The sequence below is a fragment of the Vulcanisaeta distributa DSM 14429 genome (assembly GCF_000148385.1).
Taxonomy (GTDB): domain Archaea; phylum Thermoproteota; class Thermoprotei; order Thermoproteales; family Thermocladiaceae; genus Vulcanisaeta; species Vulcanisaeta distributa.
Window position 1 is genome coordinate 865019 of sequence record NC_014537.1, and the last position, 15821, is coordinate 880839.

At 45.0% G+C, this 15821-nt stretch carries 21 protein-coding genes and 1 other RNA gene; 17 read left to right on the top strand and 5 right to left on the bottom strand.

All coding sequences use genetic code 11. The annotated features are described in order from the left end of the window. Positions 1-11 precede the first annotated feature (11 nt). The 5 genes from prs to VDIS_RS04465 are packed head-to-tail and all read left to right on the top strand — an operon-like array spanning position 12 to position 3661. Positions 12-899 (top strand): ribose-phosphate diphosphokinase, encoded by an 888-nt coding sequence (prs, locus tag VDIS_RS04450; RefSeq protein ID WP_013336016.1) that lies wholly within the window; start codon positions 12-14, stop codon positions 897-899. A gap of 38 nt (positions 900-937) precedes the next feature. Then, a complete protein-coding gene (locus VDIS_RS04455; protein WP_245522590.1) occupies positions 938-2476 on the top strand; it encodes a type II secretion system F family protein in 1539 nt (512 codons plus the stop codon). Positions 2477-2508: 32 nt separating this feature from the next. Next, positions 2509-2682, top strand: a complete 174-nt coding sequence (locus VDIS_RS12815) for a hypothetical protein (RefSeq protein ID WP_013336018.1) — start codon at positions 2509-2511, stop codon at positions 2680-2682. 1 nt (position 2683) lies between these two features. Continuing rightward, positions 2684-3139, top strand: a complete 456-nt coding sequence (locus VDIS_RS04460) for a hypothetical protein (RefSeq protein WP_148678217.1) — start codon at positions 2684-2686, stop codon at positions 3137-3139. A gap of 24 nt (positions 3140-3163) precedes the next feature. Next, complete coding sequence (locus VDIS_RS04465; RefSeq protein ID WP_013336020.1) at positions 3164-3661, top strand: adenosine-specific kinase; 498 nt, start codon at positions 3164-3166, stop codon at positions 3659-3661. Here VDIS_RS04465 and VDIS_RS04470 read toward each other — a convergent pair. Together VDIS_RS04470 and VDIS_RS04475 are read right to left on the bottom strand one after the other, a co-directional pair. Then, the gene (locus VDIS_RS04470; protein ID WP_013336021.1) at positions 3636-4115 is read right to left on the bottom strand and encodes a hypothetical protein; all 480 of its coding nucleotides are present in this window, start codon (positions 4113-4115) and stop codon (positions 3636-3638) included. The two genes, VDIS_RS04465 and VDIS_RS04470, sit on opposite strands and share 26 nt — an antisense overlap. Before the next feature lie 30 nt (positions 4116-4145). Next, positions 4146-4757, bottom strand: coding sequence for a hypothetical protein (locus tag VDIS_RS04475; RefSeq protein WP_245522569.1), 612 nt, complete (start codon positions 4755-4757; stop codon positions 4146-4148). An 83-nt stretch (positions 4758-4840) separates the two neighbouring features. Between VDIS_RS04475 and ffs the strand changes: the two genes are divergently transcribed. Continuing rightward, an RNA gene (gene ffs, locus VDIS_RS12620) (signal recognition particle sRNA) lies at positions 4841-5165 on the top strand. Between the two features lie 133 nt (positions 5166-5298). On the opposite strand, the gene VDIS_RS04480 is transcribed toward ffs, so the two are convergent. From VDIS_RS04480 to VDIS_RS04490, 3 genes are all read right to left on the bottom strand, one after another. Then, positions 5299-6618, bottom strand: coding sequence for a type II/IV secretion system ATPase subunit (locus tag VDIS_RS04480; RefSeq protein ID WP_013336023.1), 1320 nt, complete (start codon positions 6616-6618; stop codon positions 5299-5301). 73 nt (positions 6619-6691) lie between these two features. Further along, positions 6692-7141: a hypothetical protein gene (locus VDIS_RS04485; RefSeq protein WP_013336024.1), complete on the bottom strand. Its 450-nt coding sequence runs from the start codon at positions 7139-7141 to the stop codon at positions 6692-6694. Between the two features lie 44 nt (positions 7142-7185). After that, positions 7186-7623: a lamin tail domain-containing protein gene (locus tag VDIS_RS04490; protein ID WP_013336025.1), complete on the bottom strand. Its 438-nt coding sequence runs from the start codon at positions 7621-7623 to the stop codon at positions 7186-7188. A 113-nt stretch (positions 7624-7736) separates the two neighbouring features. On the opposite strand from VDIS_RS04490, the gene VDIS_RS04495 reads away from it, so the two are divergent. From VDIS_RS04495 to pdo, 11 genes are all read left to right on the top strand, one after another. Continuing rightward, positions 7737-8348, top strand: coding sequence for a 30S ribosomal protein S5 (locus VDIS_RS04495; RefSeq protein ID WP_013336026.1), 612 nt, complete (start codon positions 7737-7739; stop codon positions 8346-8348). 50 nt (positions 8349-8398) lie between these two features. Continuing rightward, entirely contained in the window at positions 8399-8953 is a 555-nt protein-coding gene (locus VDIS_RS04500; protein ID WP_013336027.1) for a 50S ribosomal protein L30, read from the top strand. Positions 8954-9080: 127 nt separating this feature from the next. Beyond that, a complete protein-coding gene (locus VDIS_RS04505; RefSeq protein ID WP_013336028.1) occupies positions 9081-9554 on the top strand; it encodes an uL15 family ribosomal protein in 474 nt (157 codons plus the stop codon). Next, a complete protein-coding gene (gene secY, locus VDIS_RS04510) occupies positions 9547-10986 on the top strand; it encodes a preprotein translocase subunit SecY (protein ID WP_013336029.1) in 1440 nt (479 codons plus the stop codon). The genes VDIS_RS04505 and secY overlap by 8 nt, the downstream gene beginning before the upstream one ends. A gap of 47 nt (positions 10987-11033) precedes the next feature. Beyond that, positions 11034-11165: a hypothetical protein gene (locus VDIS_RS13105; protein ID WP_013336030.1), complete on the top strand. Its 132-nt coding sequence runs from the start codon at positions 11034-11036 to the stop codon at positions 11163-11165. A 35-nt stretch (positions 11166-11200) separates the two neighbouring features. Continuing rightward, positions 11201-12061: a putative RNA uridine N3 methyltransferase gene (locus tag VDIS_RS04515; protein ID WP_013336031.1), complete on the top strand. Its 861-nt coding sequence runs from the start codon at positions 11201-11203 to the stop codon at positions 12059-12061. Positions 12062-12113: 52 nt separating this feature from the next. Continuing rightward, positions 12114-13142: a 50S ribosomal protein L3 gene (locus VDIS_RS04520; RefSeq protein WP_013336032.1), complete on the top strand. Its 1029-nt coding sequence runs from the start codon at positions 12114-12116 to the stop codon at positions 13140-13142. Further along, positions 13139-13975 carry a 50S ribosomal protein L4 gene (gene rpl4p / locus VDIS_RS04525; RefSeq protein WP_013336033.1) on the top strand — a complete coding sequence of 279 codons (837 nt, stop codon included), beginning with the start codon at positions 13139-13141 and terminating at the stop codon, positions 13973-13975. Before VDIS_RS04520 ends, rpl4p begins: the two co-directional genes overlap by 4 nt. 4 nt (positions 13976-13979) lie before the next feature. Beyond that, positions 13980-14225, top strand: coding sequence for a 50S ribosomal protein L23 (locus VDIS_RS04530; RefSeq protein ID WP_013336034.1), 246 nt, complete (start codon positions 13980-13982; stop codon positions 14223-14225). A gap of 293 nt (positions 14226-14518) precedes the next feature. Next, complete coding sequence (locus VDIS_RS04535; protein ID WP_013336035.1) at positions 14519-14980, top strand: hypothetical protein; 462 nt, start codon at positions 14519-14521, stop codon at positions 14978-14980. Between the two features lie 66 nt (positions 14981-15046). Beyond that, complete coding sequence (gene pdo, locus VDIS_RS04540; protein ID WP_013336036.1) at positions 15047-15799, top strand: protein disulfide oxidoreductase; 753 nt, start codon at positions 15047-15049, stop codon at positions 15797-15799. Positions 15800-15821: the final 22 nt, after the last annotated feature.

The window sequence follows — 15821 nt, forward strand, 5'->3', positions numbered from 1 at the left end:
ATTCATTAATCGTGGCGAAATACCTGGTCGCGTCATTTCCCTGGTCCTCGGACATGGGTAATGACGTGGCTAATGCATTGGGATTAATGCATGTGGTTCTCGAGACGAAGCAATTCCCTGATGGTGAGTCATACATTAGGTATCCCATCGACATATCGACGTATGACGGCTTAATACTCATTCAAAGGGCCTATCCCGAGCAAAATACTAGGCTTATTCAGGCGATGCTTGCGATACATGCCGCGCACGATTTAGGCGTTAAGCGGGTCCACGTTATTCTTCCGTACTTACCCTATTCAAGGCAGGACAGGAGGTTTAGGGATGGCGAGCCGGTTAGCCTACAAACAATGCTATCATTACTGTCATCACTTGGTGCATCATCTATAATCACAGTGGATGTTCATAAGCCCGAGGCCTTCAGGGTGGCTAATACTCAATGCATTAATATCGAACCCTTCAAGCTATATGCGGATAGGCTTAGGGGGATTAAAGATGCGGTATTATTAAGCCCTGACATTGGTTCATTATGGAGGGTTGGGAAGGTCAGTGAGTACCTGGGGGTTTCATTCAGTTACCTTGAGAAGTTCCGCGATAGGGTTACGGGTGAGGTTACCATGAAGCCTAAGGAACTTGACGTTGCTGGTAAGGAGGTCTTTATAATAGATGATATAATAGCGACGGGAGGCACCATAATAGAGGCCACGAAGATACTAAGGTCCCTGGGCGCAATTAGGATTCACGCAATTGCAACGCATTGTCTATTACTTAACATGGCCGACTCAAGGATGTTTGACGCAGGGGTTTCCTCAATAACCTGCTCGAACACAATACCGACAAGGTACTCCGAGGTTAATGTAAATCAATTAATAATTAATGTGCTTAAGGAATTAGTTACGTAGTGCCTTATTAACCGTGTTGAGAAGTATGTTATGTGAGGATGCTAAGACAAGTAATGATGGATTACCTGAGTAAGAAGGCTCTTGCTGGTGGTTATTCATGGAATATCGATAAAATATCGTCATTAGTAGAGGTTTTAACATACTCATTAATGCCAATACCACTCATCACGTTTTTACTCACTAAGTCATTATTCCCATCACTAATCTTAATACCAATACCGGCATTGCCCATATTACTCACGTTAATCTGGGCAGCATACTCCGTAGATGCCGTTAAGGAAAACATTGAGTGGGAATTGCCATTCTTCGTGGTCCTGCTGGACATAATACATGATGTGGGTGGGGACATAACCCACGCATTCGAAGTAAGCGGTAGGATTGGGCTTAAGTGGATTAGTAGAGAGTGGTCGTTGATTAGGAGGTACTCATTAACTACGAACTCAATAACGAAAGCCATGCAATTAAGGGCTAGGTTGCATCCAAGTATTGAGTTTCAAAGGTTCATAAATGGCTATGTATCCGTGTGGGGCTATAGCGGTGATTTGGGTAATTACGTGAGGAGCGTTGAGAGTACATACTTATCGACATTAAGCAATAGGTTATCCTCATTATCAAAGCAAATAATAGATATAGTGGTGGCCATAGTATCATCACTAATTGTGCTAATACTCTTTGTAATAATCACGACAATACTCGGCATGAACTACGCAATACTGTACTTAATGCCTGCCATAGCATTGCTATTACCGGCCATTATACTGAGGGTTTATCAATCAATACCGTATATAATACGTATAGATCTTACGCATGATAAAACCACGTACGCAATTCTAGGTGTATCGATATTAATTATCGCAATTTCACTGATGTACCTTGGAATTAAGGGAGTGATATCACTAATGCTACCGCCACTTCTATTCTCCGTGTTGGTAACCCGTAGGGTTAATGACGTAAGAAGTTCATTAATGGCGCTACCTGACTTAATACGTGATGTGTCGGAGGTGGTTAAGGCTGGTTTGAGTATAGGTGCCGCATTTGAGAGGGTCCTTGATAATCCATATCCACGCCCATTAATTACGTATTTACAGAGAATAAATCAACTTAATGATAATGTGGGGATTAATGGGCCATGGATAATGAGATTCGCAATAGGCATTCTAAGGGAGTTATCCAACCTTGGTTCCCCATCAAGGGCACTTGATAGGCTTGTTGAGGTGTTCCTGGAGTTGAAGACGATAATAGTGAGTATTGGCTATGGGTCGAGGTCACTACAACTGCTTAATTACTCATTACCAGTAATATTTGCTGGGGTTACGTACATTAGTAGGTTCATTGTATCAACAATAAGCTCAGTCATTAGTAATGCGCCCTACTCATTTGTTGGTCTGTCAATACCCAGTATTAACGCGGTACTAATGCCGCTCCTATTCACGGCATACATAATAAGCCTATCCGTGTCACTACTGGCATCACTACTTAATAACCTAACCATAAACCCAACAATTAAGTACACACTACCAATACCACTAACACTGGTCCTTATGTTCATGGCCGTGGAGATGCCCGTATTGGCGTAAGACTTTAAAAGAGCCAGGAATCAAACGTAGTTGTGTACGTACCAAGGACCCTGGTGATTGGTAGGTGCTGGAGGTGTGGTAAGAAGCTTTTTAGGTATGATGATTACTACGTATGCCCCAAGTGCCATGCCCTTTACTGCCCAACATGCGCCAAGAAGACATTCTATAAATGCCCGGCAGATGGGACACCACTAGAGGCTAAGTAACATGGCAGTCTTAACGGGCTTAATGTCCTTCACGAGGGGGCATGGCATTAGGGCACTAAGTATTACTGGGCCTAATGGCTTATTCGTATCACAGGCTGTGAATGGCATATTATTATCCGCAATAATCAATGAACGTGCTTATGTAAAGCTTGATGATGAACAATTCAAGAAGTTGCTATTTGCCTTCTCACCCATTATTAGTAAGGTAATTAAGTTAACAAATACTAATTACTATACATTCCTTGGCAGGTACACGTATAATGGCGAGAGGTTCATCTATGAGCCATACGTTGACCTTATGAAAACCGTAACGATAAGCATTACGAGGAAGAGCGTGAGGATTACGTATGGTGAGAACAAGGTGCGTCTAAAGAGGACTAGGAAGGGCTACACACCAAGTAGTATGCTTGAGACTCTGGGTTACATAGTCAGGAGATTACATGGTGGTAATGCTTAAAGCATGCCATAATGATTAATCGCAATGTCCCAGGGCATTAAGTTCGAGGTAATAGACGTACCAATACCAGAGGGTACAAACGTAATAATAGGCCACAGCCACTTCATAAAGACTCTGGAAGACATTTACGAGGCCCTCGTGAACTCAGTGCCAAATATCAAGTTCGGCTTGGCCTTTTGCGAGGCGTCTGGCAAGAGGTTAATTAGGCATGAGGGTACTGACGAGGAATTAAGAAAACTAGCCATAGACCTTTGCAGAAAAATTGCGGCTGGCCATACGTTCGTAATCTACCTAAGGAATGCGTGGCCAATAAATGTACTCAATGCCATTAAGCATGTTGTTGAGGTCGTTAATATATACGCCGCCACCGCGAACCCGCTTTCCGTGATTGTTGCCGAAATTGCGCCAGAGAGGAGGGGTATAGTGGGTGTCGTTGATGGTCACTCACCACTTGGTGTTGAGAGCGATGCGGATATTAAGGAGCGTAGGGAGTTGGTTAGGAAGTTTGGTTATAAGCTTTAGGGCATTGCGACTTAGCGGCGTTGATAATCGAAATTAACTTCTCCCTAAAACCCTCCAATTCTTTCAATAATTCATTAATTGCCTGCTCAACCAAGGTACCTGGAGCCACATCTGAGGGTAGGGATTTGGCGATGTTATCGAGAAACTCCCTGATGTCGGGTGGTAACACTGGGTAAGCACTTATCAATTGCCTTGCAATAGTGTCATATCCCTGAATCCTCATCAACTCCCTAATGAAGTACCTTATCCTACTCTCCGTGTTATAGTAATCATCCAGCAGGTTCACTAAGAAGTCTAGGTCAAGGTTTACGGAGCACTCCCTGTAATTTAGGTCTATGAACCTCAATAACGTAATTATATACTTAATGCCACGTTCGCCAACTGCATGCCTAAACCAACCCTTATTGATTAATTGAGCCACGTAATCCCTAGCCTCAATAACCTCATCAACCACGCAGTACCCGGTTAACACCCAGTTAAATTCCTAACCATGACTAAGTAACTCGGACAGCGCCATATGTGTACTTTGCGTAAGCGCGTAATCAAGGAAATCCCTAATACCATCAGGATAACCCTCACTCCTCACGCCCTGGCACATACCAATAATCAGCATTATAATTATCGTAGCGAGTAAAACAGCCATCATATTACCAATGAGCCCAAAGGCAATGCTATTCTTCTCCTCAAAATCATCAATATAATTCCTAACATCGTTATAAACAGCCACATAGACCCCATGATCAACCTCAACAGGCTTTAAGAAACCCGGCCTAGCCCTCCCCTCCTCCTTACCATAAATCAACTTAATCATGTAAGCCTCAGAGACCATACCCGCAGCATCAATAACATCATCACCATCACCCTGAGAGGCAAAAAGAACCTCAAAGACATCCTTAATGAAGTCTGCATTGAATATTCTCGATAATGAAATAACAAGGGAAAGCCTAGGGCCCTTACCCTCCCTCATGAGCGATGCCATGCCATAAATAACGAAGGATGCAACAGCATAACTAATCTTAACAACCTCTTTAATAACCTCACTATCAACATTACCAATCAATGACTTAACAAATTCATCAACAACAGAACTATCCATTAAATAATCCTCGAGAACAGTAAAAATAAACCTACCGCCCATATTCAATGAAAAAATTTATTTTTCCATAAACAATGAAATAACAGGGACCAGGCCTGGAGGGCCTACCCAGCCCTCCCCTGGGTAAAACCCAGGCCGATGGGTTCGGAGGCCGAAACCCACGTATTGGTATGTGTAGTAGGTCAGGGATTACGCCGGTACCTCGATGATAGCCGGTCCCCTGGGGCGTCCACGCCGTAGCCGGTCAACCGTAGGGTTGACTGGTTACGGAACCCGGCGAACCGGGTTAGGCCCGGGAGGGAGCGGCCCTAAGTCGGGGTGGGCGCGTTCAGGGGGTTGCCGGTTGGAGAATGGGCCGGCGTAATCCCTGACCTACTACACATACCAATACGTGGGGTTGGGTCCCGCCGCCATGTGTTTAGTTTAAATTGATTGGTCGATTGGTAGTTGGGTCATTATTCATGGCTCTTAGTAAGTGGTTTTACGTAGGTTCTTGCATTAGGTTTGTCTTCATAGAATAATATTGTAACCAACTATAGTATTATTTGCCTAGAGTTATTTCTTCAATTTCGTAATCAGAGTTATAACTGTTCTTGAGGATGTTTTCCCTTTTCATAAGCTCTTCGTTGATGTCTAATCCATAGGCCTTACTTAGTGTCCTTAATTTAACGCTTTTCTCTATATCAATATCGCCCGTACTTGTTAATATGCTCTTGAATTCTACCGTGTCGTTTCTTATCACAGGCTCTACGATGTTATTTATGATTCTTTTGCCGTTTCTTATCGTCATAAAGACTACGCTTGATAGTAATTGTAAATTACCAACATTGACATTTAATGGTGGGTTTGTCAGCCTTATTAATAACTCCTCAGGTGTTGATGCGTGGAATGTGGTCAGCATACCATGGCCGAGTGCCGAGGCTTGGAATAGGGCGTGAACTTCTTCGCCTCTGACCTCACCGACTATTATGTAATCCGGTCTATACCTCACGGCTAATTTAACTAAGTCAAACATACTTATCCTAGATCTGTCGTCCTCGCTCTCCCTTGTGAACATCCTAACCCAGTGCGGGTGTGGCAGGCGTATTTCTGGTGTGTCCTCTATGGTCACTATCTTTGAGTATGTGGGTAACTTACTAGCTATTGCGCTGAGTAATGTTGTTTTTCCACTACTCATTGGGCCACTAATCATTATGAAGCCCTTAAGTTCAGCAATTAGCCATAGATAGGCAGCTGCACTGGGCTTGAGTGTACCTCGTTGTATTAATTCTTCAAGGGTTAGGGGTTGTGGTGGAAACTTCCTTATACTAAAGGTTGGCCCTATCGTTATTTCACCAATCGTACCAGTGAATCTATGGCCTTCAGGGAGTATCGTCTCCAGGTATGGCTTTAATAATGAGACAGACCTCGGCAAACCCCTCCTACTAATGCTCATTATGAAGTCCTTAGCCTCAACCTCGGAATTAAACCTGATGTTAGTCATCAACCTAATTCCTGGCAAGTCCCTATGTACTACGGTTATTGGGTGCAACCAGTTATTGAGTTCGACTTCCTCGATATTTGGGTCGGAAAGAGGTACCGTTATTGGTCCATAACCCCTCAAATCCCTTAATAGGTAATAGATCACCGATTCCGCCAACTGCTTATTACCTATGTCCTTTAACACCTCATTAATTGCATCAAGTATTGCCATATTTCTCTGCCTCATGAAGTCTATGACCTTACCCTTTAAGTCCATGCATTGAGAATCGCACTTGGGCTCCTTAACAATGTAGTAGTACGTGTTTTCCTTAGTAATTATTGATATTGGTATTCTAAAGTTGAACCCATCTATACTAACATTAACTATGTAATTGCCCATCAATTAAACCATCTCAATTGAAGATATAAGCCACTAACGTAATTTTAAACAGAGCATAACAGGTTGATTGTTTTTACTGGGAAATTGCTATACTCTCCGCCGCAACCTCCTGCCCACCATCTGTATGTCCTTCAACAACGACTATGTACTTATTACCGGTTATGAATTGTGTCGATGATGTGCCAACAATACTCGTTGACTGCCCTGGGTTTAATACGGTATTTAATGATTGCGTTACTATGGGTGTTTGTGAGTTCTGTGGGTATATGGTTATTGAGGTTATGGTTATCGGCGTTGTTCCTATATTCTCAATGGTTATTGAGTATACATTACCTGCCAATTGTGGATTAACAATGCTTATTTGCGCCTGTGTGGTTAGTACGGAGGTCCTTGATTGGAAGTAATTATACAGCATTATTGCGGCCACTATTACGAAGACTATCATGAGTATTGTATATATTGGCCCACTCAAGTCCCCTCTTTTTTGTCTGTTTATTTTTCTTGTATTACTCCCGTAATACATCAGTAGGTTAGTCTCAAGTTGATATTTAAGTCACTAATGGTTAATTAAGGCTGGGAGATCACGTATTGAGTGGTGTTTGTTTTGTAGATCATGCATACCGTGGTATTTGCAATGCAGAATACCGTGTTTAAGCTACATTGTTGGTAGGGTATTTGCCTACTAATTATTACGTAGTTTCCAGGGGCTAGGTAGGTATTATTCATGTAGATTTTCATGGTGTTACCCCGGCAGTTCATGTAGATGCTGTTTAGGTTTATCGCCGTGTGCCCATTATTATAAATTACTAGGTATAGTTGGTTGCCTGTTCCGTTAGTTACTATTACGGCATCCGGTATGTAAATGCTCGTGCTTGCTATCTGATTTATGGAGTTCATTAGTGAGATGGTCAGTCCCATGTGGCTGAGTACGGTGAATAAGGCATAGCCTAGGTATATCGAGCCTACCAACAGCATTACTTCGGCGATTAACCTATCCAGCGCCATCCTATTAATAATCCTCAACCTGATTAATAAGGGACTTCAATAATTTATTCTCATCATTTCTCGATTGGTGCGTAGTGTAAATGTTTTTAAATGGTTTAGTTACGCCTTGATCGATGAGTACTGAGTCTGCTGTTGAGGCTTGGCAGCCCAGGACGTGGGTTGGCAGGTTGGTTAAGGAGGGTAAGGTTAAGTCTATTGATGATTTATTCAGGCTTAACCTGCCCATTAAGGAGCCTGAGATCATTGACTTCTTCCTGCCCAACCTTAAGCATGAGGTCGTTAGCATAAATATAGTGCAGAGGCAGACCGACGCCGGTGAGGTTAGTCAGTTCCAGGTGGCTGTTGTCATCGGTAATGAGGATGGCTACGTGGGTGTTGGTATGGGCAAGGGTAGGCAGGTTAATCAGGCCATTGAGAAGGCAATTAGAGAGGCGAAGCTCAACATAATACCTGTTAGGAGGGGTTGCGGTTCATGGCACTGCTCATGCGATGAACCGCATAGCGTTCCGTTTAAGGTTGTTGGTAAGAGCGGCAGTGTTAGGGTCATATTAATACCGGCGCCAAAGGGCGTCGGCCTTGTGGCTGCTGATGCCGCTAAGGTCGTCCTTAGGCTTGCGGGTATTAGGGATGTATGGTCGTATACGTGGGGCGAGACTAGGACGACGCATAACCTGGTTAAGGCAACCTACGATGCCCTAAGAAAGACCTATGCCTTCTCCATCTAATTCCATGGAGGCTAAAGCTTAATAAATCATTGGTTTATTGGGTACTGACTATGCAGGTTCAGGAGGGTGCGCAAGCCGTTAGGGGGACTCCTTATACGCGGATTGCCGTAATTAGACTTAAGGGCCTAGCAGATACACCACCAGATGTTGAGAAGACCCTCGACCTTCTCAGGTTAAGAAGGAGGTACACGTGCGTAGTCATTGATGAGAGACCGTCATACATGGGAATGCTTAGTGTAGTTAAGGACTGGGTTACCTGGGGCGAGATAGATGCTGACACTCTAGCCGAGCTATTGAGGAGGAGGGGTAGGTTAATTGGCGATAAACCACTAACGGATGATTGGGTTAAGAAGTATGGATGGTCAAGCATTGAAGAGTTCGCGCTGGCTTACATAATGGGTGAGGTAAATCAATTATCCTGCCCTGAGAATAAGCCGTGGCCGAGATCAGGTAATAAGGTGCTTTGCATACCTGGGTTAAAGCCATTCTTTAGGCTTCACCCACCGTCTGGCGGTCTTAGGAGTATTAAGAAGGGATTTAATGAGGGTGGCGATTTGGGCTATAGGGGTATTGCCATTAATGAGTTAATACTTAGGATGATATAATCACCGTATAATTAATTATATGGTTATTAATTTCCGGAGTGTGTACTTGGTTTAAGTTTCGTTTTTTAACTCGTGATGAAGGGAAGGTCATAAAATTTATTAAGGGTTTCAATAGTCAATCGTAGTCATGGTTAGGCGATTCGAGAAGAAGGCTAGGAAGTATAGAGGTTCGAGGACGCATGGCTGGGGTAGGGTCGGCCAGCATAGGAAAAGTGGTTCCAGCGGTGGTAGGGGTAGGTCAGGGCTTCATAAGCATAAGTGGTCATTCGTGATGAAGTATGCCGAGGATTCCAGTGGTTACCCATTCTATGGTAAGCACGGCTTTAAGCAGCCCGAGACCATAGTCGCCGCGAGGCTCGGTATCAATGTTGGTGAGCTCGAGTCAATGCTCGACGAATTGGTTAGTAAGGGATTGGTGCAGGTGGTTGATGGTAAGTACGTCGTTGATTTGTTAAAGATTGGCTTTAATAAGTTGCTCGGCAGGGGTAAGGTTAGTAAGCCCATGATTGTTAGGGCTGTCTGGGTTTCGAGGAAGGCCGAGGAGAAGATCAGGGCTGCTGGGGGCTCTGTGGAGTTGGTGCGGGGGGTAGTGCATGGCTAGTACTGGGCGTAGGTTTATAGACGTTGTGGAGCCGATACTGCGTTATGTACCCACCGTGCCCAGGCCCAGGGAAGCCCTGAGCATGGGCTCAAGATTGTTCTGGACATTCCTCGCAGTAACAGTTTACCTGCTAATGTCCATAACGCCACTTTACGGATTAAGCCCAGTGACGCCATCCTTCTTCATATCACCAGCCATAGCAGCCATACTGGGCATAACCTTCGGCACACTCGCGCAACTAGGCATTACACCACTCGTCGTGGCCGGTATAATACTTGAGATCCTGGTTTTCTCGGACATGATCAACATAGATCTTGAGGACCCGGAGGACCAGGCCAAGTTCAATGCATTACTGAAGCTTCTCGCAATAGTCTTTGGACTGCTCGAGGCCGTTGCTCTAGTGACCAGCGGCCAATTAATCCCAGTTAACGCACTTGGTGGTGTCTTAATAGTTATTCAATTGCTTGTTGCCACGATAATAATAATTTTAATGGATGACATGATATCCAAGGGCTGGGGATTGGGTAGTGGAATTTCACTGTTCATATTGGTGACCATTGTAAAGCAGATGTTCGCGATGGCCTTCTCACCATTTACCCTGCCAGGCTCTGTGATTCCTTACGGCGCAATCCCTGCATTGGCTGCAGCCATTTATTACGCAATCGGCGGTAAGATGACGTACCTAATGAGCATATTATACCAGGTGAACTTACCGAGCCTAACGGGCTTGATAGCCACGATAGCCCTGGCCCTCATTGTCCTTTACCTGGAGCTCATGGAGGTTTCAATACCGGTGGCACTGGTGCAGTACAGGGGTTATAGGTACTCAGTACCTCTGAAGTTGATGTATGTGTCGGTACTGCCCATAATATTCACGGCATACACCGTGTACTTAATCGGCGAGGGATTAACACTACTCTGGAGTGCGTACAATAGAGCCGATACTAACCCATTCCTTAACTGGTTGGCCTGTGCTCATATGACATCGGTAGGTCTAATACCATGCCCCAACTCATTACTTTACTACTTCACGGTGGTGCCTAGGAACATTGATGCTGCGTACATAGCGGTTCACATAATCATGTATGCAGCGTTATCCGTAATCTTCGCCATAGTATGGGTTAACCTAGCGGGCCTTAGCGCCGAGGACCAGGCTAAGTATATAGTTCAGGGTGGCATGCACATACCAGGCTTTAGGCCTAGCCCCAAGGTTATTGCTAAGTTCCTTGATAGGTACGTTAGGATGCTCACGATAATCAGCGGCTTAATAGTCGGTGTGATTGCGGCTCTTGGGGATATTGCGGGGGTCTTTGGTGGTGGTATTGGCTTAATACTCGTTGTTGAGATTGTGATCCAGTACTACACGTTGGCGCTTCAGGAGCAGTTGTTCGAGATTTACCCAGGCCTTAAGAGGCTCCTTGGTAAGGAGTAGTCCGAAACGTGAAAAAGCTTATAAATTAATGCCCACTCGTAATTTCCGTGGGCGGTAGACAAAGAACTAGCCTATTCATGACGAGTGAGGAGGAGGAGAGGAAGTTAGGTAAGGCGTTAACTGAGACGGGTGGTTCATCGCAGCAACAAGGCAAGCAGGCTAAGGGAGGTAAGAAGTGATTTTTACTTAAAATTGAACTTATTAGTGAGTTCAAATGAGGGTTTTGAGGTTAAAACCAACAATTGACATTGCAATACCCAGCGACTTCCTCGCGGAGTCTCCCGACGATAGGGAGGCCATTAGGAAGATTGGCTACTTAGGCAGGGGTGCCGCAATTTTTCAAGTAAGTAAGATCATTGTTTATAGGCATAAATTAGCCGGCGAGAGGGATAGGACCAACTTCATCATAAAGAATCTCCAGTACCTCGTGACTCCGCCATACCTGAGAAAGGACTTATTCAAACTTGACAGGGACCTTAAGTATGCCGGTTTATTACCGCCGTTAAAGACTCCCAACCACGCCCCAGAAGGTATGCCGCAGAGGGGTGAGTATAGGGAGGGCATTGTTGTAAAGTGGGATGGTTACTTCTCGATAATCAAGATTGGCGAGGGTGTGTATGCGAAGGTTCCTAAGCCAATGCCCCTAGGCACCAGGGTCATTGTGCAAATAGATGCGCAAACCACCAGGGGTGATACATATAGGGCACACGTTGTTCCTAGGGATCGCCTAAGTGTTTATTGGGGCTTCGAGGCAGAGGTTGTGGAGTTGAGTAGGTTATTTAGTGATTATGATTACGTGATTTTAACGGGTAAAGAGGGTATGAACATTAAGGATGCCATGGAACAGTTAAGGAGTGCTTTAAGCAGGGATAGGGTTCTCGTGGTCTTTGGTTCGCCGTACCACGGCGTTGATGAGATACTTAGGGCTGAGGGTATGGAGGAGGCGTTGAGGAAGTATCCATTCATTAATTTCATACCTGGTCAGGGTGTTGAGACTGTTAGGACTGAGGAGGCCGTGATAGCTGTACTATCAATACTAAACCTGGTTAGGTACCTGCATGGTTCGTTGCCTTAGTCCAGGGAACTAATAATTTTTAAATAGGGTTGTGACTACGTAGGGCTGAACTATGGGTTTAAAGATTCATAGGCCTAAGCGCGGATCCATGGCCTACTACCCAAGGAAGCGAGCTGAGTCTCTAGTGGCTAGGTTCAGGGTATGGCCAGACCCACACCCTGGCAAGCCCATTCTGCTTGGTTTTGCGGCTTACAAGGCAGGCATGGCTCATGCCGTGGTCATTGATGATAGGCCTACAAGCCCATTCTACGGTAAGGAGGTTGTTAAGCCAGTCACCATACTCGATGCACCACCAATCAAGGTGATAGCCTTCAGGGCTTACACCTATGATCCCTGGAAGAACCTGAAGCTGAGCCTTGGTGAGGTTTGGATGCCTGACGTACCCAAGGACATTTTAAGGAAAATACCCGTACTTCCTGAGAAGTTTAATAAGGAGGAGATGATGAAGAAAATACTCGATAACGTAGACGTGATAACGGAGGTTAGGGCAATCGTGGCAACACAACCAAGGCTCAGCGGTATTGGTAAGAAGACCCCTGAGATCCTGGAAATACCCATTGGTGGTGTTGATGACATGAACCAAATAATTAAGTTCGCAGATTCCATACTTGGCAAGGACATTAACATTAATGATGTGTTTAGTGAGGGTCAGTACGTAGATGTGGCGGCAATAACTAAGGGTAAGGGTTGGCAAGGTGTCGTTAAGAGGTTCAATGTCAAGATACTGCCCAAGTGGCATAAGCATAGGAAGGGTTATAGGAGGATCGGAGCCATTGGTCCACAGAACCCAGCCCTAACATTCACAACACCGAGGCCGGGACAAATGGGGCTTCACAAGAGGACTGAATATAATAAGCGAATACTCAGGATAGGAATGAATGGAGCAGAGGTAACCCCAAGCTCAGGATTTCCACATTACGGAATTATTAAGGGGCCATACATAGTCCTTGAAGGTACGGTACCTGGTGTCGTCAAGAGGCTTGTGACGCTTAGGTTTCCTGTGAGGCCTAGGCCACCGACATATCCAACCGGTAAGGTTCAAATAGTCTGGTTATCAACACAGCCGTTGCAAGGTGCATGAGTATGGTGTCCCTAGACCTATCACCACTAATAAGGCCGAAGTACACCATACCGACGACGGTGAAGGTACTTGACCTAGGCGGTAATGCTGTTAGTGAGGTTTCACTGCCGCCGCAGTTCCTCGAGCCGATAAGGCCCGATTTAATACTGAGGGCGTACATTAGTGCGTTGACTGCTAAGTTACAGCCTAAGGGCACTGACCCAATGGCTGGTAAGAGGACCACGGCCGTGAGTTTCGGCATAGGGCTTGGCCTGGCGAGGGTCCCTAGGGTTAAGGGTAGCCTGTGGCCAACAGCCAGGTTTGCGCCTAATGTAGTTAAGGGTAGGAGGGCTCACCCGCCTAAGGTCGAGAAGGTTCTTCACGAGAGGATTAATAAGAGGGAGCGTAGGAAGGCCATTAGGTCCGCCATAGCCGCGACGGCGATTAAGGACTTAATTACCGCTAGGGGTCACATTGTTGAGAAGGTTCCCCAAATACCGCTTATTGTTAGTGATGACTTTGAGAGGATAGGTGTTATGGCTGATCTAAAGAAGGCGCTAATGTCATTGGGTCTTTGGGATGATATCGAGAGGGTTGCTGAGAGGATTAGGGTTAGGTCAGGTAAGGGTAAGATGAGGGGCAGAAGGTACAAGGAGGGTAAGAGCCTACTTATTGTTGTATCAACCGTTGATGCCCCAGTTATTAAGGTTGCCAGAAACCTGCCTGGCGTTGATGCGGTCCCCGTGAGAAACCTAAGCGTGCTATACCTGGCGCCTGGCGGTGTTCCTGGCAGATTAACCGTATGGACACTAAGCGCAATTGAGGAACTACGTAGGGGCTTATTCATGGGGTGAGGGCATGATCGTGAGGTTCGTACTAACAGAGAAGAGCCTTAGGCTTGCTGAGAGAGAAAATAAGATAACGATTATTGTGCCGAGAAATGCCAGTAAGAAGGAGATTAGGGATTACGTGGAGAAGACGTACAATGTTAAAGTTGAGAAGGTCAATACATTAATAACGATGACTGGAGAGAAAAAGGCATATGTCAAGTTGGCCCCCGAGTACAACGCATACGACCTCCTCAGTCGTTTAGGCCTTGTATAAATCATTCCCCAATCCAAATAACACTGACTTTAAGTGTAGTGGCTTTGTTTTTACTGAGGATTTCTCAGGTCGTGGGTTCGTCGTCACCAATCAGCACTTAAGTCCTTGCATCACCCATTACCCGTACTTATACTCAGTATAAAAGTATTTATAATCCTAGGCGAAGTATCTTTCATTACGTGATGATGCTTCACCCCCCTGACCTGTGAGGAATTCTTTAAGTGCTGATGTTGGTTTAGTCAGTATTCATGTCATTAGATAAGGTTTATTAGTTCTTTTTAATTATCGGTGACGTGGACGTAATTAGGGAGGTTGGTAATGACGACCTGAAGTTCATCTTTATTAAGGATGAAAGTGCGGCATTGGTGGAGGCCCTATACGTTAAAGGCTTTAGTGAGGAGAGGTATAAGAAATTGAGGAGGTATATTAAGGAGAGGCTTGGTGAGGAATTTTCGGGAGTTATTAACCTGGACTCAGGCAAGGCATTGGTTAAGGTGCTATTAATTGGTGTTGATCAGGTTGGGCAGTCATTAATTAATGATGTCGTTGATAACGAGATTAGTAAGGTTGATTCGTGGATGTCCAATGGCGTGATTAAGGAATTGATCGATAAAGTCGTTAGTGAGGCGAAGGAGGCGAAGAAGACGAAGAAATCAAGGAGGAAAAAGAAGAGTAAGAAGACGAGGGCAAAGTCTAAGGGCAAAAGAAAAAAGAAATCCAAGAAGAGGTCTAGTGGTTCGAGGAAGAGTTCGTGAACACCTTATTATTGAAAATAATGGGAAAAAAGGCTTTTTATAGGGGTTACTTCCTACGAAGATAGAATGTCCGCAACACCCTTCGAGAAGCCACAAGGCACAGTAGAGGTGCCGCACATAGAGGTTGATGAAGAGACTAAGGAAATAATAAAGGAAATACTCTCACAAATGAAGAATCCAGTTGAGATACTATTCTTCACAAGTAATACCTGCGGTAATAGGGACACGAATTGGTGCGTACCAACGGAGGAATTACTAGACCTACTAGCCGAACTGGCGCCACCGGGCAAGTTAATACTGAAGAAGATAAAGTATGAGGAAAATAGCGACGCCTTCACGAAGTACAATGTTGAGCCACAAAGGGTCCCAGTTATATACTTACTTGACGGTGCGATTAAGTACCTGGGCGCGCCACTTGGTGAGGAGGTTAGGGCGTTCATAGAGACGATAGTGAGGATATCGGTTGGTGAGACAAAGTTGAGGCCGAGGACGAAGAAGGGCCTTGAGGCATTAGTGAATTCAGGTGGTGGTAAGAGGGTTGAGGTGATGACGGTCGTCACGCCGTCGTGCCCGTACTGTCCATACGCCGTTCTAATGGCTAATATGTTTGCGTACGATAGTAAGGGTAAGGTTGTTTCAATAACTGTGGAGGCGTACGAGGAGAGCGACATTGCGGATATGTATCAAGTGACTGCCGTGCCAACGGTAGTACTTAAGAGGGAGGATCAGGAGGTTGGTAATGTCGAGTTCATAGGCGTTCCTCCAGAAAGCGACCTATTAAAAAAGGTCCTTGATTACAGCGGTGTTAACCTTCAGTAGGCTTTCCTCCTTTAAAATTATT